Annotated in this window: 22 protein-coding genes and 1 pseudogene; 17 read left to right on the top strand and 6 right to left on the bottom strand. The window is 73.1% G+C overall.

Going from position 1 to position 22,184, the window contains the following annotated elements; genetic code table 11:
• The first annotated feature begins 8 nt into the window (after positions 1-8).
• The 6 genes from ADK86_RS35690 to ADK86_RS35665 all read left to right on the top strand — a co-directional run bounded on the left by ADK86_RS35690 (position 9) and on the right by ADK86_RS35665 (position 5,253).
• Positions 9-995 (top strand): ScbA/BarX family gamma-butyrolactone biosynthesis protein, encoded by a 987-nt coding sequence (locus ADK86_RS35690; protein ID WP_053700341.1) that lies wholly within the window; start codon positions 9-11, stop codon positions 993-995.
• Positions 992-1,630 carry a nitroreductase family protein gene (locus tag ADK86_RS35685; protein ID WP_053700340.1) on the top strand — a complete coding sequence of 213 codons (639 nt, stop codon included), beginning with the start codon at positions 992-994 and terminating at the stop codon, positions 1,628-1,630. The genes ADK86_RS35690 and ADK86_RS35685 overlap by 4 nt, the downstream gene beginning before the upstream one ends.
• Complete coding sequence (locus tag ADK86_RS35680; RefSeq protein ID WP_053700339.1) at positions 1,627-2,547, top strand: UbiA family prenyltransferase; 921 nt, start codon at positions 1,627-1,629, stop codon at positions 2,545-2,547. The genes ADK86_RS35685 and ADK86_RS35680 overlap by 4 nt, the downstream gene beginning before the upstream one ends.
• A 5-nt stretch (positions 2,548-2,552) precedes the next feature.
• A complete protein-coding gene (locus ADK86_RS35675; RefSeq protein WP_063789162.1) occupies positions 2,553-3,818 on the top strand; it encodes an amidohydrolase family protein in 1,266 nt (421 codons plus the stop codon).
• Between the two features lie 68 nt (positions 3,819-3,886).
• Positions 3,887-4,750, top strand: a complete 864-nt coding sequence (locus tag ADK86_RS35670) for an SAM-dependent methyltransferase (RefSeq protein WP_053700338.1) — start codon at positions 3,887-3,889, stop codon at positions 4,748-4,750.
• A gap of 83 nt (positions 4,751-4,833) precedes the next feature.
• Positions 4,834-5,253 (top strand): hypothetical protein, encoded by a 420-nt coding sequence (locus tag ADK86_RS35665; protein WP_234346252.1) that lies wholly within the window; start codon positions 4,834-4,836, stop codon positions 5,251-5,253.
• Between the two features lie 141 nt (positions 5,254-5,394).
• Here ADK86_RS35665 and ADK86_RS35660 read toward each other — a convergent pair whose 3' ends face one another.
• Positions 5,395-6,192: an MBL fold metallo-hydrolase gene (locus ADK86_RS35660; RefSeq protein WP_053700336.1), complete on the bottom strand. Its 798-nt coding sequence runs from the start codon at positions 6,190-6,192 to the stop codon at positions 5,395-5,397.
• Between the two features lie 119 nt (positions 6,193-6,311).
• On the opposite strand from ADK86_RS35660, the gene ADK86_RS35655 reads away from it, so the two are divergent.
• The 5 genes and pseudogenes from ADK86_RS35655 (at position 6,312) to ADK86_RS35640 (ending at position 9,815) form a co-directional block, all read left to right on the top strand.
• A complete protein-coding gene (locus tag ADK86_RS35655; protein ID WP_053700375.1) occupies positions 6,312-6,905 on the top strand; it encodes a CGNR zinc finger domain-containing protein in 594 nt (197 codons plus the stop codon).
• Between the two features lie 33 nt (positions 6,906-6,938).
• A pseudogene (locus tag ADK86_RS41810) lies at positions 6,939-7,251 on the top strand (SpoIIE family protein phosphatase); the annotation flags it as partial.
• 120 nt (positions 7,252-7,371) lie between these two features.
• Complete coding sequence (locus ADK86_RS35650) at positions 7,372-8,088, top strand: class I SAM-dependent methyltransferase (protein WP_053700335.1); 717 nt, start codon at positions 7,372-7,374, stop codon at positions 8,086-8,088.
• A 204-nt stretch (positions 8,089-8,292) separates the two neighbouring features.
• Positions 8,293-9,237 carry a hypothetical protein gene (locus tag ADK86_RS35645; RefSeq protein WP_053700334.1) on the top strand — a complete coding sequence of 315 codons (945 nt, stop codon included), beginning with the start codon at positions 8,293-8,295 and terminating at the stop codon, positions 9,235-9,237.
• Positions 9,238-9,392: 155 nt separating this feature from the next.
• Positions 9,393-9,815, top strand: a complete 423-nt coding sequence (locus ADK86_RS35640; RefSeq protein WP_053700333.1) for a hypothetical protein — start codon at positions 9,393-9,395, stop codon at positions 9,813-9,815.
• 26 nt (positions 9,816-9,841) lie between these two features.
• Here ADK86_RS35640 and ADK86_RS35635 read toward each other — a convergent pair whose 3' ends face one another.
• Positions 9,842-10,228 carry a tautomerase family protein gene (locus tag ADK86_RS35635; RefSeq protein WP_053700332.1) on the bottom strand — a complete coding sequence of 129 codons (387 nt, stop codon included), beginning with the start codon at positions 10,226-10,228 and terminating at the stop codon, positions 9,842-9,844.
• A gap of 187 nt (positions 10,229-10,415) precedes the next feature.
• Here ADK86_RS35635 and ADK86_RS35630 point away from each other — a divergent pair, with 187 nt between their 5' ends.
• Entirely contained in the window at positions 10,416-11,228 is an 813-nt protein-coding gene (locus tag ADK86_RS35630) for a YhjD/YihY/BrkB family envelope integrity protein (RefSeq protein ID WP_053700331.1), read from the top strand.
• Here ADK86_RS35630 and ADK86_RS35625 read toward each other — a convergent pair.
• Both ADK86_RS35625 and ADK86_RS35620 read right to left on the bottom strand, forming a co-directional pair.
• Positions 11,217-12,623 carry a DUF2252 domain-containing protein gene (locus tag ADK86_RS35625; protein ID WP_053700330.1) on the bottom strand — a complete coding sequence of 469 codons (1,407 nt, stop codon included), beginning with the start codon at positions 12,621-12,623 and terminating at the stop codon, positions 11,217-11,219. The two genes, ADK86_RS35630 and ADK86_RS35625, sit on opposite strands and share 12 nt — an antisense overlap.
• Before the next feature lie 106 nt (positions 12,624-12,729).
• On the bottom strand, positions 12,730-13,191 hold the full coding sequence (locus ADK86_RS35620) for a DUF7144 family membrane protein (RefSeq protein ID WP_053700329.1): 462 nt from the start codon (positions 13,189-13,191) through the stop codon (positions 12,730-12,732).
• Positions 13,192-13,368: 177 nt separating this feature from the next.
• Here ADK86_RS35620 and ADK86_RS35615 point away from each other — a divergent pair, with 177 nt between their 5' ends.
• The 3 genes from ADK86_RS35615 (at position 13,369) to ADK86_RS35605 (ending at position 14,800) form a co-directional block, all read left to right on the top strand.
• Positions 13,369-13,656, top strand: coding sequence for a hypothetical protein (locus ADK86_RS35615; RefSeq protein WP_050506667.1), 288 nt, complete (start codon positions 13,369-13,371; stop codon positions 13,654-13,656).
• A 69-nt stretch (positions 13,657-13,725) separates the two neighbouring features.
• Entirely contained in the window at positions 13,726-14,226 is a 501-nt protein-coding gene (locus ADK86_RS35610; RefSeq protein ID WP_053700328.1) for a response regulator transcription factor, read from the top strand.
• 100 nt (positions 14,227-14,326) lie between these two features.
• Positions 14,327-14,800, top strand: a complete 474-nt coding sequence (locus ADK86_RS35605; protein ID WP_053700327.1) for a carboxymuconolactone decarboxylase family protein — start codon at positions 14,327-14,329, stop codon at positions 14,798-14,800.
• Between the two features lie 52 nt (positions 14,801-14,852).
• Here the strand turns inward: ADK86_RS35605 and ADK86_RS35600 are convergent, their stop codons facing one another.
• Positions 14,853-17,126 carry a LuxR C-terminal-related transcriptional regulator gene (locus tag ADK86_RS35600; protein WP_053700326.1) on the bottom strand — a complete coding sequence of 758 codons (2,274 nt, stop codon included), beginning with the start codon at positions 17,124-17,126 and terminating at the stop codon, positions 14,853-14,855.
• 145 nt (positions 17,127-17,271) lie between these two features.
• A complete protein-coding gene (locus ADK86_RS35595; protein WP_030594395.1) occupies positions 17,272-17,757 on the bottom strand; it encodes a DUF1269 domain-containing protein in 486 nt (161 codons plus the stop codon).
• Positions 17,758-17,929: 172 nt separating this feature from the next.
• On the opposite strand from ADK86_RS35595, the gene ADK86_RS35590 reads away from it, so the two are divergent.
• Both ADK86_RS35590 and ADK86_RS35585 read left to right on the top strand, forming a co-directional pair.
• Positions 17,930-20,617, top strand: coding sequence for an MGH1-like glycoside hydrolase domain-containing protein (locus ADK86_RS35590; protein ID WP_053700325.1), 2,688 nt, complete (start codon positions 17,930-17,932; stop codon positions 20,615-20,617).
• Positions 20,614-22,128 carry an alpha-amylase gene (locus ADK86_RS35585; RefSeq protein ID WP_053700324.1) on the top strand — a complete coding sequence of 505 codons (1,515 nt, stop codon included), beginning with the start codon at positions 20,614-20,616 and terminating at the stop codon, positions 22,126-22,128. The genes ADK86_RS35590 and ADK86_RS35585 overlap by 4 nt, the downstream gene beginning before the upstream one ends.
• Positions 22,129-22,184: the final 56 nt, after the last annotated feature.

Genomic DNA, 22,184 nt, shown 5'->3' with positions numbered 1-22,184 from the left:
GGAGAAGCATGGACACGGTGGAATTCAGCCGCACGGTGCCCCGGGAGCTCGTCCATCGGTCGAGCATCACGGAGGTGCTGGTCACCGGCACACTCGCCCGGGACGAGGACACCCTCGACGTCGGGGTGCAGATCCCCCGCTCGCACGCCTTCTACCGGGACTCGGCGGGCTGCGGGCACCTCTACGACCCCATGGTGCTGGTGGAAGCGGCCCGGCAGACGCTCATCATGCTGGGGCACGAGCTGTTCGGCATGCCCTTCGGCACGAAGTTCATCCTGCGCGAGATCGCCCTGCACGAGGCGGCCCCGGCCGCACTCGCGGTCAGCGTCGTCCCCACCGAAGTGGTGCTGCGCTGCCACATCCTGCGCCGCTTCCGCGACCGTACCGGCCGCGTACGGGGAGCGCGGCTGCGCTACAGCGCGATGATCGGCGACCATGTGGCGGCCAGATTGGAATGCAGCATGTCCTGGGTGCCGCCGGAACAGTGGCAGACGATGCGCGAAGAGGGGCGGATCGCCCTGGGATTACCGCCGCACCTGGGCATCGAGGCTCCCGAACCGCCACCGCGGATCAAGGAGGCCCTGGTCGACCGCCGGGACGCCGCCAACGTGGTGCTCTCCTCCTTACGGGTGTCGCCGGACGCCGCCGGCACGGGAACCGCGCGGCTCGTCGTCGACACCCGCCACCCCGTGCTGTTCGACCACTACGTCGACCACGTCCCCGGCATGCTCACCCTGGAGTCGTTCCGGCAGCTGAGCATCGCCACCGCCGCCGCCACCGGCACGCTGCCCTCGGCAGCGGCCCTGCTCACCGGGATCAGCGCGCGCTTCACCGCCATCGGCGAGCTGGATCTGCCGGTCATCTGCGAGAGCGTCCTGGTGCAGGGCGACGGGACGCACGCCGTCCTGCGCAGCACCATGCGGCAGGAGGGGCGCGTCATCGCCGCCGGCGACGTACGCCTGACCAGGCCCGGCACGGAGGCCGGGACGCGATGAGCGACGGCCCCGCCACCCTCGACATCGACGGGCTGCTGACCCGTACGCCCACCGTGCGCCGCCGGCTCGACCTGACCAGGCCGGTCGCCCGGCCCCTGCTCGCCCAGTGCCTCCGGCTCGCCCTGCACGCGCCCAACGGCGGGAACCGGCAGAACTGGTGGTTCCTGGTGATCGACGATCCGGAGACGAAGGCGGGAATCGCGCGGTACTACAAGGCCGCCTCCGACGCCTATCTCGCCGCCACACCCCCTGCGGCGATGAGTGAGCGGGCCGTGGCCGGCGTGCGCTACCTCGCCGACCACCTGCACCAGGTGCCCGCCCTCGTCCTGGCCGGAACCCGCGGGCGACTGCCCCACGACGCGCCGCTCGCCCGGCAGTCGAGCTTCTTCGGCTCCGTCTATCCGGCGGTGTGGAGCTTCATGCTCGCCGCCCGCAGCCGTGGCCTGGGCACCGCGCTGACCACGGTGCACCTCGCCCACGAACGCGAGGTCGCGGAGCTGGTCGGCATCCCGGCCGACGAGATGACCCAGATCGCCCTGGTGGCCGTCGGACACACGACGGGGGAGTCCGGCTTCCGCCCCACCCCGCGGCAGCCGCTCGACGAGGTCGTGTCCTGGAACAGGTGGCAGCAGTGAACACCGCGGTGAACCGCACCCCGGCCGCCGTCCGGGCGCCGGCCCGGCTGGGCCGCTTCGTCCTGCGGATGTTCCGCCCGCAGATCTATGTCACCTACGGCGTGCTGTGGACCGTGACGCTGGAGGGCACCGCCGGAGAGATCTCGAAGACCGCCGCACCGTGGACGCCCACGTGGGCGACCGCGGTCCGCGCGGCGAGCGTGGTGCTGGCGCTGCTCTTCGCCCGGATGGCCGACGAGCAGAAGGACCTGGACTACGACCGGCGGCACAACCCGGACCGGCCGCTGGTGACGGGCGCCATCACGGTCGCGGAGCTGCGCGGCGCCATGGCGCTGATCACCGTCCTCGTCGTCGCGCTCAACGCGCTGGTCTCGGCGCTGTCCGTGCTGCTGATCCTGCTCGCCTTGGCGTACCAGCTGTTCCTGTTCGCGCTCGAACGCCAATTCCCGCGCCTCGGCGAGAACCTGGTGGCCGGCCTCCTGGTCAGCTATCCGGTACAGCTGCTCCTGTCCGTCTACCTCTACGTCTCCCTGCTGACCAGCGGTGACATCGACGCCGATGGGCGGGCCGTGCCGCTGCTGGCCATGTTCGCCTGCGCCTTCCTCCAGTTCGAGTTCGCGCGGAAGACCGAGTGGCGCCAGGACCCCCAGGCGCGGCTGTACTCGCAGGTGTTCGGCCCTCGCGGCAGCGCCGCGATCAGCCTGGCGCTCGCCGTGGGCGCCGTGGTGCTGGGGCTCGCGCTGCTGGGCCGGACGGGCCTGCTGCCCGCGGCCGCCCTCGTCTTCCCCGCGCTCGGCGCGTGGCGCTTCCTCCTGCGCAAGCGGCCGTCGGGGCTGATGCTCCCGGCGATGGGCTTCGTGCTCTTCTTCAACCTGCTGTGTTTCTACGGATCCACAGCGCTCGCGATCGGACGGTGAGACGGATGCAGCCGGTGATCATCGACGGGGTACGGATCTTCGACGGCACGTCGGTGCCGGGCATCGGCTCGGTGGAGTGCGCCGACGGCGTCATCACCCGCGTCGACACGGCCCCGGGGCCCCGGCCGCCGTCGTCGGCCGAGGTGGTCGACGGGACGGGCCGGACGCTGCTGCCGGGGCTGATCGACGCGCATACGCACGTGTTCGGCGCCGAGAGCAACCTCGAACAGGCGCTGGCCTTCGGTGTGACGACCGAACTGGACATGTTCATGGGCCCGCCGGAGGACACCAGGGCCCTGTGCCGGCTGGCCGGCGAGCGCCACGACCTCGCCGACCTGCGCAGCGCGGGCCTGCTGGCGAGCGCGCCGGGCGGGCATCCCGCCGTCACCATGCCGACGCTGCCGACCGTCGCCGGGCCCGAGGAGGCGGACCCCTTCGTCGCCGCCCGGCAGGCGGAGGGCGCGCACTTCATCAAGATCATGGTGGACGACGGCGCGAACCACGGGATGTCGCTGCCCGCCCTGGAACCGGCGACCGTGACCGCGCTCGCCGACGCCGCGCGCCGCCGGGGCCTGCTCAGCGTGGCCCACGTGTCCGCCGTGTGGTCCGCGCGGCTCGCCCTCGACAGCGGCGTGGACGTACTGACGCACCTCCCCCTGGAAGCGGCCCTGGACGACACCTTCGTCCGCCGGGCCGCGGAGGCGGGACGCGTCGTCATCCCCACCCTGGCGATGCTGGAGGTGTCCGCGCCCCAGTCCGCCGCCGGCGTCACCCGGTCCTCGGCCGATGATCCACGGATCGCCGCCTTCCTCCCGGACCACGCCCGCGCCGCGATCACAGAAGGCCACGAGGGCCTGTGCGTGGAGCACCCCTTGCCCGCACACCGTTTCCGCCACGCCCTGTCGAGCGTGGCCCGCCTGCGCCGGGCGGGCGTGCCGGTGCTGGCCGGAACCGACGCCAACCACCGGCCGGGACGCGCCTGCCCGGTCGTCCACGGCGCCGGTCTGCACGCCGAACTGGCCCTGCTCGTCGAGGCCGGCCTGACTCCGGCCGAGGCGCTCACCGCCGCCACCTCGGCACCGGCCGCGCACTTCGGGCTGAGCGACCGCGGGGTGATCGCGCCGGGGCGGCGCGCGGACCTCGTACTCGTCACGGGCGACCCCACCACGGACATCACCGCCACCCGCTCGATCGAGGCGGTCTGGCGGGGCGGCGTGCGCTTCGACCGCGAGGCGTACCGCGAGCGCATCGCGTCACGTACGGCGGCGTGAGCGGGACCCGCACGCAGGACAGCACGAACGGCATGAGCGGCACCCACACGAATCGGAGAACGAACGGCATGAGCGACGGACCCGCACTCCTGGCCGGGGTCAGCAGTACCGCGCTGGTCGTGGGCATGGCCCGCGCGGCCGAGAGCCGACGGCCGGACCGGCTCTTCGAGGACCGCCTGGCCGGCCGGTTCCTCGACGCGGCGGGCCAGGAACAGCAGGCGGTGTGGAGCGGCGGGCCGGGCGAGCGGTTCGCCGACGCCATGGGCGACTACTTCGCGCTGCGCACCCGGTACTTCGACGACTGCTGCCGCCAGGCGTACGCGGCGGGCTGCCGCCAGGTGGTCCTGCTCGCGGCCGGTCTCGACACCCGCGCCTTCCGGCTGGACTGGCCGGACGGGACCCGCCTGTTCGAACTGGACCAGCCCGATGTGCTCGCCTTCAAGGAACACGTCCTGCGGGGCGAAACGCCGCGCTGCCGGCGCGAGGTGATCGCGGCGGACCTGCGCGAGGACTGGACCGTACCGCTGGCCGGGCACGGCTTCCGCGCGGACGAGCCGACGGCCTGGCTGGTCGAAGGCGTACTGGTCTACCTCACCGAGGACGCGGCGGACCGTCTGCTGGGCCGGATCAGCGCGCTGTCGGCGCCGGGCAGCCGCCTGGCCATGGAGCACGTCACCCGGTCGATGATCAACTCGGACCAGGCGCGGCAGGCGGCGGCGGCCTCGCCGGAAGGCGTCGTGAACCTGCTGTCCTCGCTGTGGAAGAACGAGATGACGCGCCCGCCCGGCGACTGGCTCGCCTCCCACGGCTGGAGCGCCACCGAAGAGCCGCTCACCGGCCTGGCCCGACGTCACGCCCGGCCCGTCCCGCCGGCCTTCGACCCGACGTCGCCGGGGACCGGGCGGGTGAGCCTGCTGTCCGCCGTCCGATGACGGCGGCTCGATGACGGCCGCCGGAGGCCCGGCGGCCGGTACGTCACCTATCAGGAGGAGTTCACATGGAGCACACGGAACACATGAGACACGCAACGCGGAGCCGCGAGGAAGGCGTGCACGGTGCGGCCGGCGGCACCGGGCGGGTGCGCCGCGCCGCGCTGGCGCTCGTGGGAGCGGCCGTGCTGGCGGCCGTGACCGTGACCCCGGCCCAGGCCGAGCCCGGCGAGACCAAGACGCTGTGCCGGTCCGAGGTCACCCCGACCGGATGGCTCGAAGTGCACTGGGGCAAGAGCGAGGCATGCGGAGCGACCGACATCCCCAACATCAAGACCATCACGCAGGTGGCCGGCCTGCCGGTCGGCTCCCGGGTCGAGGCATGCGCCACCATGGTGCCGCCGGAGGGCTGGCAGCCGGTGGACACGTCTTACAGCGTCGACTGCCGGACGAGCCTGGGCCCGGGGACGTACAACAACAGGTGGGTGCTGGAGCGGGTTTCCTGACCCGGTAGCGACAGCGACCAACAGCTGAACCGTAGTTGCGAGCGGGCCTGGCCGGGCGGACGTCCTCTGCCCGGCCAGGCCGGTGGCCAGGCGCCCCACCCACCCGGCGGCTGCCGGTACCGTCGCTGACGGTGTGACACCTCAGGCCCGCCGGGTCCACTCCGGGTCCAGGCGGTCGGTCAGGCCGGCGGCGGCGAAGGCGGCTTCCAACTCCTCGCGTCCTTCGGTGAAGTGGGCCCAGCTGTCGTGGTGGACGGGAACGACACGGCGGGCGCCGAGGATACGGGTGGCCTCGGCGGCCTGGGCGCTGTCCAGGACGAGCAGCGCGCCGTCGTAGAGCATGGGGAAACGGGGGGCGCCGGCGAAGAGGACGGCGGTGTCCACCGGGGCGAAGCGCCCGGCGATCTCCCTGACCGCGTCGAGCGAGGCGTTGTCGCCGCTGACGTAGACGGTGGGCAGGCCCTCGCCGGTGAGGACGAAGCCGACAACCTGGCCGGTGACCGGCTCGACCTCCTCGCGCGGGCCGGGGCCGTGGATGGCGGGCACGCCGGTCACGGTGACCGTGCCGCCGTCGGGACGTTTCAACTCGACGGTCTCCCAGTCCGCCAGCCCCTTGGCCTTCTCCCCGAGGCGCTGTTCGCCACCGGGGGTGGTGAGGGTGAGCGGGACGGTGGCGAGCAGGGCCCGGCCGGAGGTGTCGAGATTGTCGGCGTGCTCGTCGTGCGAGAGCAGGACGACGTCGACGGGGCCGAGGTCCGCGGGGGCGGCGGCGGAGGGCGCGGTCTTGGTCAGGACCGGGCGGCCGGGGGCCGCGTAATCGCCGGGGCCGTCGAAGGTCGGGTCGGTCAGGAAGCGCAGGCCGCCGTACTCGAAGAAGGCGGTCGGGCCGCCGAGAACACGGACGGGGAACGTCTCGGCTGCTGCGGGAGCGGCGGACACGGAGCATCACCTCACGGATGGTTTCGAATGAACCGTGAGGTAAAGGTAAGCGGACCTCACGGATGAGCACAAGCCTTTCCGTGAGAGTCATGGCTGAGGGGGTGACCTACCATGAGGTCATGGAAGAGACCGTGACCGCGGACCACGCCCTGCCGCCCGCACCGGGCGCGGAGCGCTACCCGTCTCTCGCGCTCGCCAACAGCACCATCGCCCTGCCCGGCGGCCATCACATCGACCAGCTCGGAACCCCCGCGTCGGCGAACCACTGGCTCACGGAACGCGGTCTCGCCCCGGCCGACGCGGGCCTGCGGGAGATGTGCGCGGCGCAACTGCGCTCCCTGCGCGAACAGATCCGGGCGCTCTTCGCCTCCCGCGTCGAGGGCCTGCCCGCCCTGCCCGCCGCCCTGACCGCGGTCAACGACGCCATGACCCGCGTCCCCACCGCCCCCCTGCTGCGCTGGGACGACAAGAGCGGCCCCTACCGCGCCACCCCGCACCCCACCACGCAGATCGTCGACCACGCCCTGGCGGCCCTCGCCGCCGACGCCGCCGACCTGCTGACCTCGCCCGACGCCGAGCGCCTCACCGCCTGCGGCTCCGCCCCCTGCACCCGCTACCTGCTGCGCCACGGTCGCCGCCACTGGTGCTCCACCCGCTGCGGCGACCGCGCCCGCGCGGCCCGCGCCTATGCCCGTCGGACCGGGCGGACATGATGGGGGGTTACGAGGTCGCCGACCGTGCCCGGGGCCTTGACGGGGCAATTCCGTACGGCGGTGCAGACCCTCGCCGCCCTGGACCTGCCACCCGCCGAGCTGCTCCGCCACCTCGGCGACCTCGCCCAGGTGCCTGGTGACCTGTTTGTAGGCGGTCCACGACCCGCACGCGTCCCGGCTGCACCTGGCCAACGCCGGCCATGTCCCGCCCGTGACGGTCACCCCTGAAGTGGCCCCCGGCGAACGCCTGGTGATGTGCACCGACGGCCTGGTGGAGGTGCGCGGCCAGGGCATCGGGGACGGGCTCGCGGCCCTGTGCGAGAGCGCCGCCCACCCGACCGCGACGGAGAGCTTGCGAAGGCCGGGTGAACGTTTGATCGCGTAGCTTGGCGTGGCGGTCCGCCGGAGATGACCCACGGCAGGAACGCACGGCAGGAACGCGCGTATCGGCGGAGCGGGAGGCCCCATGGACGTATCGAAGCGCTACCGGGAAGCGTGGGAGAGCTACTGGCGCGACACGCCGGAGACGCCGGGCGCCGCGATCTTCGACTGCGCCGCCGAACTGAGCGCGGCCCGCCACCTGCCGCTGCTGGCTCCCCACGCCGACACCGCGCTGCCCATCGTCGACCTGGGCTGCGGCACCGGCACCCAGACCCGCTATCTGGCCCGGCACTTCCCTCAGGCCATCGGCGTCGACCTCGCCGAGGCTGCCCTCGACCACGCGCGGCGCGCCGACACCGGGCGCACCGCCCGCTTCGAACAGCTCGACGCCACCGACCAGGACGCCGTCCGGCGCCTCCACGAGCGGCTGGGCGACGCGAACGTCTACCTGCGGGCGGTGATCCACCAGAGCGAACCGGACGCCCGCCCGGCGGTCGCCGCCGCCGTCGCGACCCTGATCGGCGACCGCGGCCGCGCCTTCGTCGTCGAGCCGCTGTCCCGGGCGAAGGATGTCCTGGCCCACGCCGCCCAAGGCCCCGACGGCCCGCCGCCGAAGCTGGCCAGCATCTTCCGGCACGGCCTGACCCCGGCCGAGGCGGACGACGCCGCCATCCCGCGGTTCTTCCGCGACCTCGGGCTGTCGGTGCCGGCCCACGGCGAGATCGATCTGGTGATGACGGAGAACCGCGCGGACGGGGTCCGTATCGACCTGCCGGCCCAGTGGATGGTGCTCGGCCGCTGAGCGCCCGTGCCCCGAGCACGTGCTGATGTGCGCCGGTCGGGCGCGAGTGCGGGGGAGTGGCGCACAGTCGCCCCTCCGAGGGCGCCTTTTCGGACGGTTGCGGCCGGCCGGCACAGCGGAAGGGGCCGGGACGCATCAACGCCCGGCCCGCCCGGGCAGTCTCCCCGCCTACACCGTCGGAACGCGTGCAGTACGGGGGTATCGGTGGGACGCGACAAGAACCTCATGGCGGCTCTGCTCAACGTCCGCAAGGCACTCGGTGAGGACATCGCGGGCCTGGGGCGAAGCCTGGACGACTCGCGGCGCGAAGTGCTGGAGCGTATCGACGCGGAAGCGGCGGAGCTGCGCGCCGACGGGCGGGAGACCCGCGACCGCGCCCACCGCGGCGCCACCGTCGCCGCGGAGACGGAGCGGACCGTGTCGCAGCTGCGGCAGGAGGTGTGTGAGGTACGGGAGTCGATCGCCGGGCTCCAGCGGACGCTGGACGCTCTGGCGCGGCATCCGGTGTTCCGCACGGCAACCACCGAGGCGCCGGGGCCACGTGACGAGGGGGAGGGCCTCGGGCGGACGGAGCCGGAGCCGGTCGACGCCGGGCAGGAGCCGCCGTTCCCGCCGCTCGCGGAGGGCGGCGGGCAAGAGCCCGGGCTGCCGGAGGACGCCGTACCCGGTGACACCCCTGCCCTTGCCCCCTTCGAGGATGAAGAGGACGAAGAGGGGGAAGAGGACGGCCTCGGCGAGGGCGACGATCACATCCGCCGCGAAACCCAGGAAGACATCGACCACGGCGTGCTGCTGCTGAAGGCGGCCAAGGCCGGGACGGTCGCCCTGGTCTGCCACCGCGAGTCATGGGAGTTCTTCGCCGCCTGCGCCGCCGACAACAAGCACTTCCGTGGCGCCTGGGAGTTCGCGGACCAGGGCGACGGCCGGGTACGGGCCGTGCTGTCCGGCCGCTCCCTCATCGGCGCGCTGATCTCGTTGCGCCATACCCGCGACGCGAGCCACCTGGACGGAACCTGGGCGCTGACCAGCGCCTTCTACTCCCGTATCGCCGAGGGCCTGCGCACTACGACCAGTGACGGGCGGCAGCCGCTGACCGTGGTCTTCGACGACGGCGTGCGCGACGAGGGCCCCGATACGTCCGGGGCGTAGTGCCCGCATTCCGTACGCCCTCCGGTTCCCGGCCACACGCGGAGCGCAAAGCGACCGGAAACGCGTGGCCAACCCGTGCCCCACCCGTCATCTTGGTCGGGAGGCCGGTCTGTGCAACCGGCTCCGGGACCAGGGAACCCAAGGGGGGGACCACCGTGGCCTTCCGCAAACCGACCGTATTGCTGATCGCCGCCACCTTCGCCGCCGCCTCGGTGCTCGGCCTCACGGGCACGGCGACCGCCGACACTCCCGCTGCCGCTTCCACCGGCCTCGCCGACCAGACGCAGCGGGCAGGGCTGACCGCCGCCCAGGCCGACCGCTCGAAGGCCCCGGTCAAGCCGGCGTGCCCGTACGGCCACCTGTGCATCTGGGCCAACGGCAACGCCTTCGACTACTACGCCTGCGGCTACTTCCACCTCCCCAACCTGGTCGGCACCGGCACCTGGGTCAACAACCAGACACCGGGCACCGTGGCCCGCTTCTACAGCATGGCCGGCAGGGAACTCTGGAACACCGGCCCGGCGTACAGCTCCGGAACCGCCGACTGGACCCTGGTCGGATACGTCCGGCCCTGCTGAGCCCGGAACGGCGGGCGGACCTGTCCTCAACTCCCGGCGTACTGCGCCAGCCCGTGCCCGAAGGACCAGTCCGCCGACGTGTTCTCGGTGACGGTGACGAACACGTTCCGCGGTTCCGCGCCCGCGTAGGCGTGGGCGAGTTCGGCGATCCGCCGGTAGAGCGCCTGTTTTTGCGCGGGGGTGCGGCCGGAACGCATCGTGATCGCGATGTACACGATGCCGTCATCGCGGTCCGGTCCGAGGTAACTCCCATAGCGCAGTGTGCTGTTGGCGCCTTGATGGCCGTTGAGTACCTGGAACAGGTCCTCCGGCGGAATGCCGATCGTCTCCTGAAGGGCGTCGTGGACGGCGCGGCCGAGCGCGTCCAGCCGTTCGGCGTCGGCCCGCAGGGCGTCGATGCGGACAAAGGGCATGGTCGGTCTCCTCCCGGCGTGCGGGCCCCTGCCGGTCCCGCGTCCTCGTCGGGCGAGCATACATACTAGTAGGTACAGAGAGTGTTCCGGCCCCGGGGCGGCCTCCCTCACCCCCGGCGGGCGACACGCGCCGCCCGTCCAGCCGCGAGGCTGGCCGGGCCGGTTCCCCCTGCCGTGAGAGGGCAGCATGATGGCGTTCACCGGTCTCGCCCGGCCGCTGGCGGGACGTGTCGTGCGGCAGCTGGTGAGCGTCAACATCCTGGATCTCGCGACCCGGCTGGCGGCGCAGGCGTTCCTGACCGCGCTGCCGATGCTGATCGCGGTGTCGTCCTTCTGCCCGTACGCCGTGCGGCAGGAGCTGCTGAGCTCGCTGCGTTCCCTGGTCGGTGCGGACAGTCCGGTGCTGGCGCAGGTGGCCGTGGTCAACGGGGCCCGGGACCAGGCGCTGCACAGTTGGGGAGCGGTCGGTGTGCTGGTCGCCCTGCTGTCCGCCACCGCCTTCACGCGGGTTCTGCAGCGGGTGTGTGAACGCTCCTGGCACCTGCCGCGCTCGGGGGCCCGGATCGTGGCCTGGCGCTGGGCGCTGTGGCTCGTGGTGTGGATCGTGGCGCTCCTGTATCAGGGGCTGCTGCACCGGGCGTTCGGCGCGGGGCCGGGGCTGGGGGTGCCTCTCCAGATGGTGGGAGCCGTCGCGATGTGGTGGTGGACCCAGCATCTGCTGCTCGCCGGGCGGGTGCGCTGGCTGCCGTTGCTGCCGGGGGCGTTGCTGGCAGGGGTGGGCGTGGTGGCGTTCTCCTGGGCCTCCGGGCTCTGGCTGCCGCGCGCGTTGACGCGGAGCGTCGAGCGGTACGGGCAGCTCGGTTCCGTCTTCACGCTCCTGTCGTGGCTGATCCTCTTCTTCGCCACCGTCGTGGTCGGCATCGCCGCCGGGCAGGTGCTGGCCCATACAGGGTCCCTCCGGCGGCGGCTGGGGCTGCCTGATGCCCCGTCAGGCGACTGACTCCGCCGTCACCCGGCCGGTACGCGCCGCGTCGGCCAGCGCCCGGTGGTCGCGCTCGTTCTGGTCGGCGTAGCTCTCGGCGAACTCCGCGAGCGCGCGGTCGAAGACGTCGGAGCGGCCCAGGTAGGCGGCGATGGCGATGCGGTCGCCGGACCGGGCGTGGGCCCGGGCCAGGGTGGTGCCGCACAGCCGGCCGAACTGGCGCATCAGGCCGGGCGACATCGTGTCGGCCTGGGGAATGGCCTTCCAGTCGCGCAACTGGCGAAAGTAGAAGTCGCGTTGCCGCCCGTCCAGGCCCTCGACCCGCTCCCAGCCCAGGAACATGTCGCTGGCCGCCTGCATCAGCCGCTGCCCGCAGACGACCCGTTCCCCCTGGTGCGAGAAGGGGCCCGGCCCGGCGTACGGCGCGAGCACCGACTCCTGTGCCTCCTTGGCCTGGAGGAGGAGCGGGTCCGTGTCGTCCCGGCCGAGCAGCAGGACGATCCAGCAGCGGGTGCCCACACTGCCGACACCGACCACCTTGCGGGCCATGTCGGCCACGCGGTACTGCGCGAGGAGCGAGCGCCGGTCGGCCTGGAGCGTCCGCGCGTAACGGTCGACCAGCTCCCGCAACTGCTGCTCCAGGCGCCCGCGTTCGACGTCCGGCAGGAGATCGCCGAGCGGTACGACGAGCGGCGGGTCGGGCGCGATCCGCAGCTCGTCCCCGACGGTGACGGCGAGCCGGTCCAGGGCCTGGAGGTGGTCGCGGGTGCGGGCCTTGGCGAGGACCCGCGAGACCCGCCGCCGGTCCTCCTTGTCCCAGCCCTCGCTCAGCACGCCGTACAGCTCGTCCGCGTCGATCCGCGCGTACCACACGTCGAGGTTGCGCATCCCGGCGTAGCCGTCCATCGCCTCGCGGTACGCGCGGACCGTCTCCCGCACCACCCGGGCCCGCTCCGGCCCGCCGAAGCCGTTGGCGCGCCCGGCGATGACGAGGCTGGCCGACAGCCGCTTGACGTCCCACTCCCAGGGCCCGGGCAGCGTCTCGTCGAAGTCGTTGATGTCGAAGATCAGGTGCCGTTCCGGGGAGGCGAGCAGCCGGAAGTTCAACAGGTGCGCGTCCCCGCACAGTTGGGCCCGCAGCCCGGTGGACGGCGTACCGGCCAGGTCGCCCGCCATGACGGCGGCGGCCCCGCGGAAGAAGCGGAACGGGGATTCGAGCATCCGCCCGTACCGGAGCGGCACCAGCTCCGGGAGCCTGCTCGCCGACTGCCGCTCGACGACGGCGACCGGGTCGGGCCGGTCGGCGGCGGGCGCGAACTCCGCGTGGCGGGAACGCGGCACCTGCGCGCGGGCGGCCCGGCCGCGCGCGGCCCGCTCCTGGGGTGAGAGATGCGTGCGCCCGGCGTCGGCCATGGTGTCCTCCTCCCGGCGGGCGGCTCGCCGCCCGGCGTTACGAGGCGCCGGCCGGCCACCGCCGGACCGGCGCCCCCTCCCTCGGGCCTCCCGCCCGGCCGCGGGCCTACAACGGCGCGTTGTAGACCTTGTGGGCCTCCCGGTGCCCGTACGTGGCCAGGGACCAGATCACCAGCACGTCCAGCGCGATGAGGACCACCGACCACACGGGGTAGTACGGGGTGAAGAAGAAGGTCTCCAGCATGCTGGCCACCGCGACGCCGATACCGACGGCGCGCGCCCAGGTGCGGCCGCTGAAGAGGTTGAACGCGGCCGCGACGATGACGATGCCGGAGATCAGCTGGATCCACCCCCAGCCGCTGACGCTGAAGTCGTACGCGTAGTTCTGCTGCGACCGGTAGAAGTTGTGGTCGATGATCGCGGCGAGGCCCGCGATCGCGTGGTAGGCCCCCACGACGGACAGGATGCACACGGCGAACACGACCCCGCCGATCGTGACCGGGCGAATGTGGGGCTCCGGTGCCGGTGCGCTCTGCCGGCTCTGCCCTGCCGAAGTCTGCTCAGCCATGCCCGAACCTCCTCCTCGGTGGGCCGAGCATCCACCGCGCGGCCCCGCGCCCGGTTCACCCGCCGGGGATGAGTCCGGGCGGGCACCGGCCCACCGTCACCCTTGTGAGGTGAGGCCGCCGCCCGCCGCCCGGCGAGAATGGCGGGGAGGCCAGGCCGCCGCAGCGGAGGTGACGCCATGGGCGCGCAGGCGGGTGCGGGGCCCGGGCGGGCCGGAACGCCGTCCGGCGGCGGCGATTTCGAGATCCGGGTCCGGGGCAGGGTCGGTGCGGCCCTGGCATCGGCGTTCGGCGATCTGACGGTCCGGCTGCGCCCGGCCGAGACGGTGCTGTACGGGGCGGGCCTCGACCAGGCCGCGCTGTACGGCATCCTCGACCGCATCCAGGCGCTGGGGCTGGAGCTGCTGGAGGTGCGCCGGCTGCCCGGGGCGTCCGGCGGGCGCACTGCGCCCGCCGAAGGGCCGTAAGGTCCCTTCCGGACCGGGCCCCGCCACGCGACGCTGCACATGTACCGCCTGCCGCCGGGAGGTGAGGGCATGCCCGCTGCGCTGCGCACCGCGCCGAAGAGCCGCCGTCCGGCCGGGCCGGAGAAGCCCGGACGGGCGTCCGATCTGCGCGTACGGCTCCAGGAACTGGGCGGCGACGCCCGGTCGGCGAACTCGTCCGTGACGGCCTGCCTGGTGTGGGTCGCCGACCTCCTCGTGGACATCGCGGACGGGCTGGACGACCCCCGCTCCGCGGCGGCCCTGGTGGACGAGGCGGCGGCGGTGCTGGCGTCGGCGCCCCGGCGGGTCCGGACCGTACGGAATCCGGCGCCACCGGCCGAGCCGCTGACCGCACGCGAACTGACCGTGCTCCGGCGCCTGCAGACCGAGGACCCGCTGCGGCGGATCGCCGACGACCTCTTCGTGTCGCACAACACCGTCAAGAGCCACACCCGCGCGGTCTACCGCAAGCTCGGCGCCCACTCCCGGGCCGAGGCGCTGCGCCGGGCCCGGGAGCAGGGGCTGCTCCGCCAGCGCCCCGGCCAGGAGTGACGCAGGTCACCACCACCCCTGTCACATCGGGCCGGGCCGTCCCGTCATAAGGGTGCAGCCGCCGAACAGCGGCAAGTGAACACCACAGAGGAGAACCACCATGGACGCCCGTCTCAACCTCTTCGGCAGCCCGACCGCCGGCAAGTTCCTCAAGCACCTGGTCTCGGCGGGACAGGCCGTCACGGACTCGGGGCTGCCCGTCGCGACGCAGGAGCTGGTGAAGCTCCGCGCGAGCCAGATCAACGGGTGCGGCTTCTGCACCGACATGCACACCAAGGAGGCCGCCGCCGCCGGTGAGACGGCGGTACGTCTGAACCTGGTCGCGGTGTGGCGGGAGGCCACGGTCTTCACCGAAGCCGAGCGCGCCGCGCTGGAGCTGACGGAGCAGGGCACCCGTATCGCGGACGCGGCCGGCGGGGTCCCGGACGAGGTCTGGGCGAACGCCGCCAAGCACTACGACGAGGAGCAGCTCGCCGCGCTGGTGTCCCTGATCGCGCTCATCAACGCCTTCAACCGGATGAACGTGATCGTCCAGCAGCCCGCGGGCGACTACCGGCCCGGGCAGTTCAAGTAAGCGGGGGAGCGCCGGGGCGGAGGCCGCTCCGTCCCGGCGGCCCGGCCGCCGTTCACAGCAGTTCCAGCTCGCGGGCCCGGCGTACCGCGGCCGACCGCCGGGTCACGGCGAGCTTGCGGTAGACGCTCTTCAGGTGTGTCTTGACCGTGTTGACCGACAGGTACAGGTCGGTGGCGATCTCCTCGGTCGTCATCATCTGCGCGAGGCGGCCGAGCACCTCGCGTTCCCGTACGCTGAGCCGCTCGACCGGGTCCGGGGCCGGGGCCGAAGCGGTGCGGGGCGGCCCGGGGCGTGCCAGGACACGGGGCCGCGCGCCGCCGGAGGAGTCGAGCGCGGCGGCGCACACCGGCTCCACCGCCCGCAGCAGCCCCGACGGCAGCCGGCAGCCGGCGACGGCGTCACCGATCCGTACGGCCGGCGGCCCGCCGCGCTCCGCCGCCTTGGCGAGTCCCGCGGCCAGGGAGCAGACCTCGGCGAGGAACGGATCGGGCGCGCCGCGCAGTGCGGTGCGGGCGTGGCCGAGTTCGCGGCGGGCCCGGGCGGGTTCGCCGCGCGCCAGGCCGATCCAGGCGCGTACGACGTGCAGCGAGGAGCGGGCCGGGTCCGTAGCGGTCCACGTGGGCAGCGGCGGTTGGCAGGACCGGGTGGCGAGTTCACCGGCGGCGCGGAAGCGGCCGCGCAACACCTCCAGCAGGGCGAGTTCGACGAGGCAGTCCCGGCGCAGCACACCGTTCCCGGCGGAGCTCGCGGCCTTGAGGCCCGCGGTGAGGGAGACCGCCGCGGCCTGGAGGTCGCCGTCGCGCAGTTCGCCGTGGCCGCGGATCGCCAGGGTGAGGGCCGGGATCTCCGGGTGCGCCGCGAGCACCGTCCGCGACAGCCCCGCGCACAGGCTCTCCACCTCGGCCGCCGCGGCCCGCGCGGCGTCCGGGGCCCGGGAGCGCGACTGGGCCATGCGGATCACGGCGTGGGTCAGGCGGCAGCGGGTGACGCGGTCCTCCTGGCCCGTGGGGAGTTCCGCGACGAGCCGCGCGGCCCGGTCCAGGAAACCGGCGCAGGCCGCGTCGTCGCCGTGCGCGAGGGCCGAGGCCGCGGCGACGAGCACGGGCTCGGGTGCGGTGGCGTCCGCGTCGGGCGCCTCGGACAGCTGCCGTACCAGGTCGTCCGGCAGGCGCTCCCCGGTCAGGCCCAGCACCTGGCCGACCGCCAGCCGGCTCACGATCAGCCGCCCGGCCCGCCCCTGGTCACCGGCCGCGAGCCAGTGCCGTACGGCGTCGGCGAGCAGCCCGTGCGCCCCCAGCCAGCCGGCCGCCCGGCGGTGCAGTTCGGGCACGAGGCCCGGCGTCTCGTGGCGCAGGCACATCCGCAGCACGTCGGCGAACATCCGGTGGCAGCGGTACCAGCCGTGCCCGTCGGGCCGGAGGAAGGAGTTCTCCCGGACCAGCGCCGCGAAGTGGCCGCCCGCCTCCTCGCCCGCCAGTTCCGCGGCCAGCTCGGCGTTGACGTGCTCCAGGACGCTCGTCGTCAGCAGCAGCCGCCGCATCCCCGGCGACTGCACGTCGAGGACCTCCTCCACCAGATAGCTGACGACCGCCTCGTCGTCCCCGGCGAACTGCGCCACGAACCGCTCGGGACACGGCTGTTTCTCCATGGACATGGCCGCGAGCCGCAGCCCCGCCGCCCACCCGTCGGCGCGCTGCCGCAGGGTGCTCACCACCTGCTTGGACACCTCGACGCCGTGCTGGGCGAGCAGCGCGGCCGTCTCCCGGTCGTCGAAGGCCAGGTCGGCGGTGCGCAGTTCGGTCAGTTCGCCGGACAGCCGCAGGCGGTGCAGGTGCAGCGGCGGGTCCCGGCGCGCGAGCACCACCAGGCGCAGTACGGGCGCGGCGTGCTTGAGCAGGGCGATGATGTCCTCGGCGGTCGGCGAGCCGGGTTCCGTGTGGAAGTCGTCCAGGACCAGGACCACCGGGTCGCGCCGCCCGGCCAGCCGGGCCGCCAGCGCGGCCACCAGCCCAGGGCCGCCGGAGACCGGCACGTCCGGCCCGTCCGCGCCCAACGCGCTGATCACCCGCGGCCAGAAGACGCCGGGCTGCTCGTCGCGGCCGTCGCAGGTCACCCATGCCACCGGCCCGGGGGAGCGGCCGTGGTGCGCCCACTCCACGGCGAGCGCCGACTTCCCGGCGCCCACCGGGCCGACGACCACGGTCAGCGGCCCCAGGACACCCCGGGAGATCCGGTCCGTCAGCCGGGGTCTGGGGACCAGCCAGCCCGGCAGGGCGGGCACCGCGGTTCCGGGCGTGGGCCCGTCGCGCTGCTCCGTGTCACCCATGGGCGGCACCTCGCTCTCGGAGCGGGAGGGTGGTGCGGCTCAGGCAAGTGTCGGGCGGGCACGGTGGCACGGGCAGCGCGGCGGGCGGCGTTTCACCCGGGTGAAGTTCTCACCCGGGTGAGATGCCGCGGTGGGGCGGGACGCCTCAGCCCGCGTGCAGCGCCGCGACCAGTTCGTCCTCGCGGTCCTTGGTCAGCGACGTACGGATCACGCTGGGGTTGAAGGGGCGTACCGCTTCCCGTACCCGGTCCGGTGTCGAGCGGCGGACCAGGGCGAACACTGCGGCCCTGCCCGGTTCGAGGGTGCCCGCGATCTCCTTGACGAAGGCGTCGTTGATGCCGACGTCGGAGAGCTTGCCGGCGACCGCGCCGGTGGCCGCGCCCATCGCGGCGCCGAACACCGGCATCAGGAACAGCATCCCGAACAGCGTGCCCCACAGGGCGCCGCCGGCCGCGCCGGTCGCGGTGGGGTTGTACGACTGGCGGACATGGATCTTGCCGTCCATGGTCCGCCAGGCCAGCGCCGCGTCGTCCAGGTCCAGCAGCTCCTGGCGCGAGAGGTCCTTGGCGAGCCGCAGCACCGCGTCCGCCTTCTCCCGGTCCGAGAATCCGAGTACGACGAGATCTGCCATCACAGCCTCCTGGTGGAGCGGCCGGCCGCACGGCCCGGCGGCCGGCGCGCGGGGTCGCCTCCATCCAGCAGGGAGGCGCGTTCCGCCGCGTCACCCGCCCGAGGTGAGGCGGCCCCGGGCGGCCGGGACCAGTCTGGCGCCGGGTGAGCCCGCGGCAGGCAGGGAGGCAGGCATGAGCACTCAGACGAGCGCGGAACCGGCAGGTCCGGCCGACGAGGAGCGACGGCGGTTGTGGGGCCCTTACCTGAGCGAACGCCAGTGGGGCACGGTCCGCGAGGACTACAGCGCGGGCGGTGACGCCTGGTCGTACTTCCCGCACGACCACGCCCGCTCGCGGGCCTACCGCTGGGGCGAGGACGGGCTCGGCGGCATCTGCGACGCCAAGCAGCGCCTGTGCTTCGCCCTCGCGCTGTGGAACGGGCGCGACCCGATCCTCAAGGAACGCGCCTTCGGGCTGACCAACGGCGAGGGCAACCACGGCGAGGACGTGAAGGAGTACTACTTCTACCTCGACAGCACGCCCAGCCACTCCTACATGCGCTACCTGTACAAATACCCGCAGGCGGAGTTCCCGTACCACGACCTGGTGACCGTCAATCAGGCCCGCAGCCGCCAGGAGTTCGAGTACGAGCTGCTCGACACCGGCATCTTCGACGACGACCGGTACTTCGACGTCACCGTCGAATACGCCAAGGCCGCCGACGACGACGTACTGATCCGGATCACCGTCGCCAACCGCGGCCCCGACGAGGCGACCGCGCACGTGCTGCCCACCCTGTGGTTCCGCAACACCTGGTCCTGGCGCGAGGGCGCCGCCCGGCCCGCGCTGGCCGCGGCCGAAGGACCGCGCCGCACCGCCACCGTCCGGGCCGTCCACCCCGAGCTGGGCAGCTACGACCTGCGCTGCGCCGGCGCGGTCCCGCTGCTGTTCACCGAGAACGAGACCAACCACGAGCGGCTGTTCGGCACGCCCAACCGCACGCCGTACGTCAAGGACGGCATCGGCCGCGCGGTCGTCGACGGGGAGGCCGGGGCCGTCAACCCGGCCGGGGAGGGCACCAAGGCGGCCGCGCACTACACCCTGACCGTCCCCGCCGGCGGCGAGGAGGTCCTGCGGCTGCGGCTCGCCCCCACCGGATCGTCGCTCTCCCTGGCCCGCGGTTTCGACACGGTCTTCCAGGAGCGCATCGCCGAAGCCGACGCCTTCTACCGGGAGCTGACCCCGCGCGGCGCGGACGAGGACGAGGCCCGGGTGCTGCGCCAGGCCCTCGCCGGGATGCTGTGGTCGAAGCAGTACTACGGCTTCGACCTGGAGACCTGGCTCGCCGAACACGGCATGGACCCGTGGAGCCTGCCGCGGCCCGGCATCCGCAACCGCGAGTGGTTCCACATGGTCGCCGACGACATCATCTCCATGCCCGACAAGTGGGAGTACCCCTGGTTCGCCGCGTGGGACCTGGCCTTCCACGCCGTGGCCCTGTCGGTGGTGGACAACAGCTTCGCCAAGCAGCAGCTCGAACTGCTCCTGCAGAACGTCTACCAGCACCCCAACGGGCAGGTCCCCGCCTACGAGTGGAACTTCGGGGACGTCAACCCGCCGGTGCACGCCTGGGCCGCGTACTTCGTCCACCTCATGCAGGAACGCCGCACGGGCCAGGCCGACCCCGCCTTCCTGGAACGCGTCTTCCAGAAGCTGCTGACCAACTTCACCTGGTGGGTCAACCGCAAGGACCCCGAGGGCCGCAACCTCTTCCAGGGCGGCTTCCTGGGCCTGGACAACATCGGCGTCTTCGACCGCAGCGCGCCGCTGCCCACCGGAGGCCGCCTCGAACAGGCCGACGGCACCGCCTGGATGGCCCTGTACTGCCAGTCCATGCTCCAGATCGCGCTGGAACTGGTCGAGCACAACCCCGCCTACGACGAACTGGTGCTGAAGTTCGTCGAGCACTACCTGTGGATCGCCGGTTCCATGGACCGCGTCGGCGACCTCGGCGACGAACTGTGGGACGAGGAGGACGGGTTCTTCTACGACGTGCTGCGCCTGCCCGACGGGCAGGCCGTACGGCTCAAGGTCCGGTCGATGGTGGGCCTGCTGCCGCTGTGCGCCTCGACCGTCTTCCGGCCGCGGCAGCTGGAGCGGGTGACGGGCCTGAACGAGCGCCTGCGCCGCTTCGCCGACCGCCACCCCTCGCTGAACGTCACGATGGCCTCGGCCCAGGCGGGCGTGGCCGGCGGTGCCCGGCTGCTGTCCGTCGTGGACGAGAAGCGGCTGCTGCGGGTCCTCGGCCACCTGCTGTCCGAGGACGAGTTCCTCGGTCCGTACGGCATCCGGTCCCTCTCCCGCTACCACGCCGAGCACCCGTACACCTTCTGGGTGCACGGCGAGGAGTACCGGGTCTCCTATCTGCCCGCCGAATCCGACACCGGCATGTTCGGCGGCAACTCCAACTGGCGCGGCCCGGTGTGGTTCCCGATGAACGCCCTGGTCATCCGCGCGCTGCTGAATCTGTACGGCTTCTACGGCGACGATCTGACCGTCGAGTGCCCCACCGGCTCGGGCGTCCGGATGACCCTGTACGAGGCGGCCGAGGAGATCTCGCGCCGGCTCGCCCGGATCTTCCTGCGCGACGCGGACGGGCGGCGGCCCGTCTACGGTGGGCAGCACAAGTTCCGCGACGACCCGCACTGGCGCGATCTGATCCTCTTCCACGAGTACTTCCACGGCGACAACGGCGCCGGCATCGGCGCGGCCCACCAGACCGGCTGGACGGGCCTGGTCGCCGCCTTGATGCAGCTCTTCGGCACCCTTACGCCCGGCGACTTCCTGACGGATGATCCGGGCCGGAAGGAGAGGTCATGACGCGACTGCCCGCGCAGCCCGTCGTCCACGAGGTCAACACCCGGGTGTGGCTGCGCGAGGTCCAGCGGCGCACCGGGCGTCCGGGCGGACTCGGCGACGTGCCCAAGGACGCGTGGGAGGAGATCACCCCGCACGGGATCGACGCCGTCTGGCTCATGGGGGTGTGGGAGCGCAGCCCGCAGGGCCGGGGCATCGCCCTGTGGGACCAGTCCCTGCGCATCGCGTTCGCCCAGGCCGTCCCCGGCATCCAGGAGGAGGAGATCGCCGGGTCGCCGTACTGCATCCGGCGCTACGAGGTGGACGCGACGCTCGGCGGTGCGGAGGGGCTGGCCGCCGCGCGCGCCGAACTCGACGGGCGGGGCATCGGCCTGCTGCTCGACTACGTGCCCAACCACGTCGCCCCGGACAGCCCCTGGGTGTCCGCGCACCCCGAGTACTTCGTGCGCGGCACCGCCGACGACCTGCGGCACGATCCGGCCGCCTACCTCGACACCGGCACCGCCGTCCTCGCCCGCGGCCGCGACCCGTTCTTCCCGCCCTGGCCGGACGTGGTGCAGCTGAATGCCTTCGAGCCCGCCCTGCGGCGGGCGACCGCCGACGAGCTGACCCGCATCGGGCAGACCTGCGACGGGGTGCGCTGCGACATGGCGATGCTGCTGATGAACGACATCTTCCTGCGCACCTGGGGGCAGCGCGCCGGAACCCCGCCGCCGGACGAGTTCTGGCCCACGGTCATCGGCGGCGTACGCGAGCGGCACCCCGGCATGACGTTCGTCGCCGAGGCGTACTGGGACCTCGAATGGGACCTCCAGCAGCAGGGCTTCGACTTCTGCTACGACAAGCGCCTCTACGACCGCATCCTGAACGAGGGCCCCGAGGCGGTGCGGCAGCACCTGACGGCGGACGAGGCATACCAGCGCAAGCTCGTACGGTTCCTGGAGAACCACGACGAGCCCAGGGCCGCGCAGACACTGCACCCCGCCAAGGAGCGCGCGGCAGCCATCATGATCGCCACACTGCCCGGGGCGACGCTGTGGCACGAGGGCCAGTTCACGGGACGCCGCACCCGGCTGCCCGTCTTCCTGGACCGGCGCCCGGACGAGCCCATCGACACCGAACTGCTCGCGTTCCACGAGAAGTTGCTGGCCACCGTGCACCGCAGCGGCATGCGGACCGGACAGTGGCAGCTGCTGGAGTGCACGGGCTGGCCCGACAACGACTCCGCCAGGAACATCCTCACCTGGTGCTGGGCGGGCCCCGCCGGGCGGTTCCTGACGGCCGTGAACCTCTCGGAGCGGTCGGCCCAGGGCCGTATCCGGCTGCCGTGGCGCGAACCGGAAACCGGCTCCTGGCAGGTGGCCGAGCTGCTGACCGGTGCGCGGTACGAACGCGACGGGGACGAGCTGACCGGCCCCGGCCTGTTCGTCGACCTGGACCCCTGGGGCACCCACGTCCTCGCCCTCGCCCCGGACCGGGACGCGATGCCGTCCGTCGTCACCCCCGCCGGGTGACGACAGCTGATCATCCGGCCGGGAGGATGCACGCGCCCGGCGTACGGCGCGCACCG

It is taken from the genome of Streptomyces sp. NRRL F-5755, from assembly GCF_001279365.1.
GTDB lineage: Bacteria > Actinomycetota > Actinomycetes > Streptomycetales > Streptomycetaceae > Streptomyces > Streptomyces rimosus.
The sequence above is the reverse complement of the archived record's forward strand: the minus strand, read 5'-3'. Positions and strand labels throughout refer to the sequence as shown.

What these genes read in the sequence shown, in the direction of transcription:
- ADK86_RS35690 (WP_053700341.1), top strand. Translation starts at nt 9, where the DNA reads ATGGACACGGTGGAATTCAGCCGCACGGTGCCCCGGGAGCTCGTCCAT.
- ADK86_RS35685 (WP_053700340.1), top strand. Translation starts at nt 992, where the DNA reads ATGAGCGACGGCCCCGCCACCCTCGACATCGACGGGCTGCTGACCCGT.
- ADK86_RS35675 (WP_063789162.1), top strand. Translation starts at nt 2,553, where the DNA reads ATGCAGCCGGTGATCATCGACGGGGTACGGATCTTCGACGGCACGTCG.
- ADK86_RS35670 (WP_053700338.1), top strand. Translation starts at nt 3,887, where the DNA reads ATGAGCGACGGACCCGCACTCCTGGCCGGGGTCAGCAGTACCGCGCTG.
- ADK86_RS35665 (WP_234346252.1), top strand. Translation starts at nt 4,834, where the DNA reads ATGAGACACGCAACGCGGAGCCGCGAGGAAGGCGTGCACGGTGCGGCC.
- ADK86_RS35655 (WP_053700375.1), top strand. Translation starts at nt 6,312, where the DNA reads ATGGAAGAGACCGTGACCGCGGACCACGCCCTGCCGCCCGCACCGGGC.
- ADK86_RS35650 (WP_053700335.1), top strand. Translation starts at nt 7,372, where the DNA reads ATGGACGTATCGAAGCGCTACCGGGAAGCGTGGGAGAGCTACTGGCGC.
- ADK86_RS35635 (WP_053700332.1), bottom strand. Translation starts at nt 10,228, where the DNA reads ATGCCCTTTGTCCGCATCGACGCCCTGCGGGCCGACGCCGAACGGCTG.
- ADK86_RS35630 (WP_053700331.1), top strand. Translation starts at nt 10,416, where the DNA reads ATGATGGCGTTCACCGGTCTCGCCCGGCCGCTGGCGGGACGTGTCGTG.
- ADK86_RS35625 (WP_053700330.1), bottom strand. Translation starts at nt 12,623, where the DNA reads ATGGCCGACGCCGGGCGCACGCATCTCTCACCCCAGGAGCGGGCCGCG.
- ADK86_RS35620 (WP_053700329.1), bottom strand. Translation starts at nt 13,191, where the DNA reads ATGGCTGAGCAGACTTCGGCAGGGCAGAGCCGGCAGAGCGCACCGGCA.
- ADK86_RS35615 (WP_050506667.1), top strand. Translation starts at nt 13,369, where the DNA reads ATGGGCGCGCAGGCGGGTGCGGGGCCCGGGCGGGCCGGAACGCCGTCC.
- ADK86_RS35610 (WP_053700328.1), top strand. Translation starts at nt 13,726, where the DNA reads ATGCCCGCTGCGCTGCGCACCGCGCCGAAGAGCCGCCGTCCGGCCGGG.
- ADK86_RS35605 (WP_053700327.1), top strand. Translation starts at nt 14,327, where the DNA reads ATGGACGCCCGTCTCAACCTCTTCGGCAGCCCGACCGCCGGCAAGTTC.
- ADK86_RS35600 (WP_053700326.1), bottom strand. Translation starts at nt 17,126, where the DNA reads ATGGGTGACACGGAGCAGCGCGACGGGCCCACGCCCGGAACCGCGGTG.
- ADK86_RS35595 (WP_030594395.1), bottom strand. Translation starts at nt 17,757, where the DNA reads ATGGCAGATCTCGTCGTACTCGGATTCTCGGACCGGGAGAAGGCGGAC.
- ADK86_RS35590 (WP_053700325.1), top strand. Translation starts at nt 17,930, where the DNA reads ATGAGCACTCAGACGAGCGCGGAACCGGCAGGTCCGGCCGACGAGGAG.
- ADK86_RS35585 (WP_053700324.1), top strand. Translation starts at nt 20,614, where the DNA reads ATGACGCGACTGCCCGCGCAGCCCGTCGTCCACGAGGTCAACACCCGG.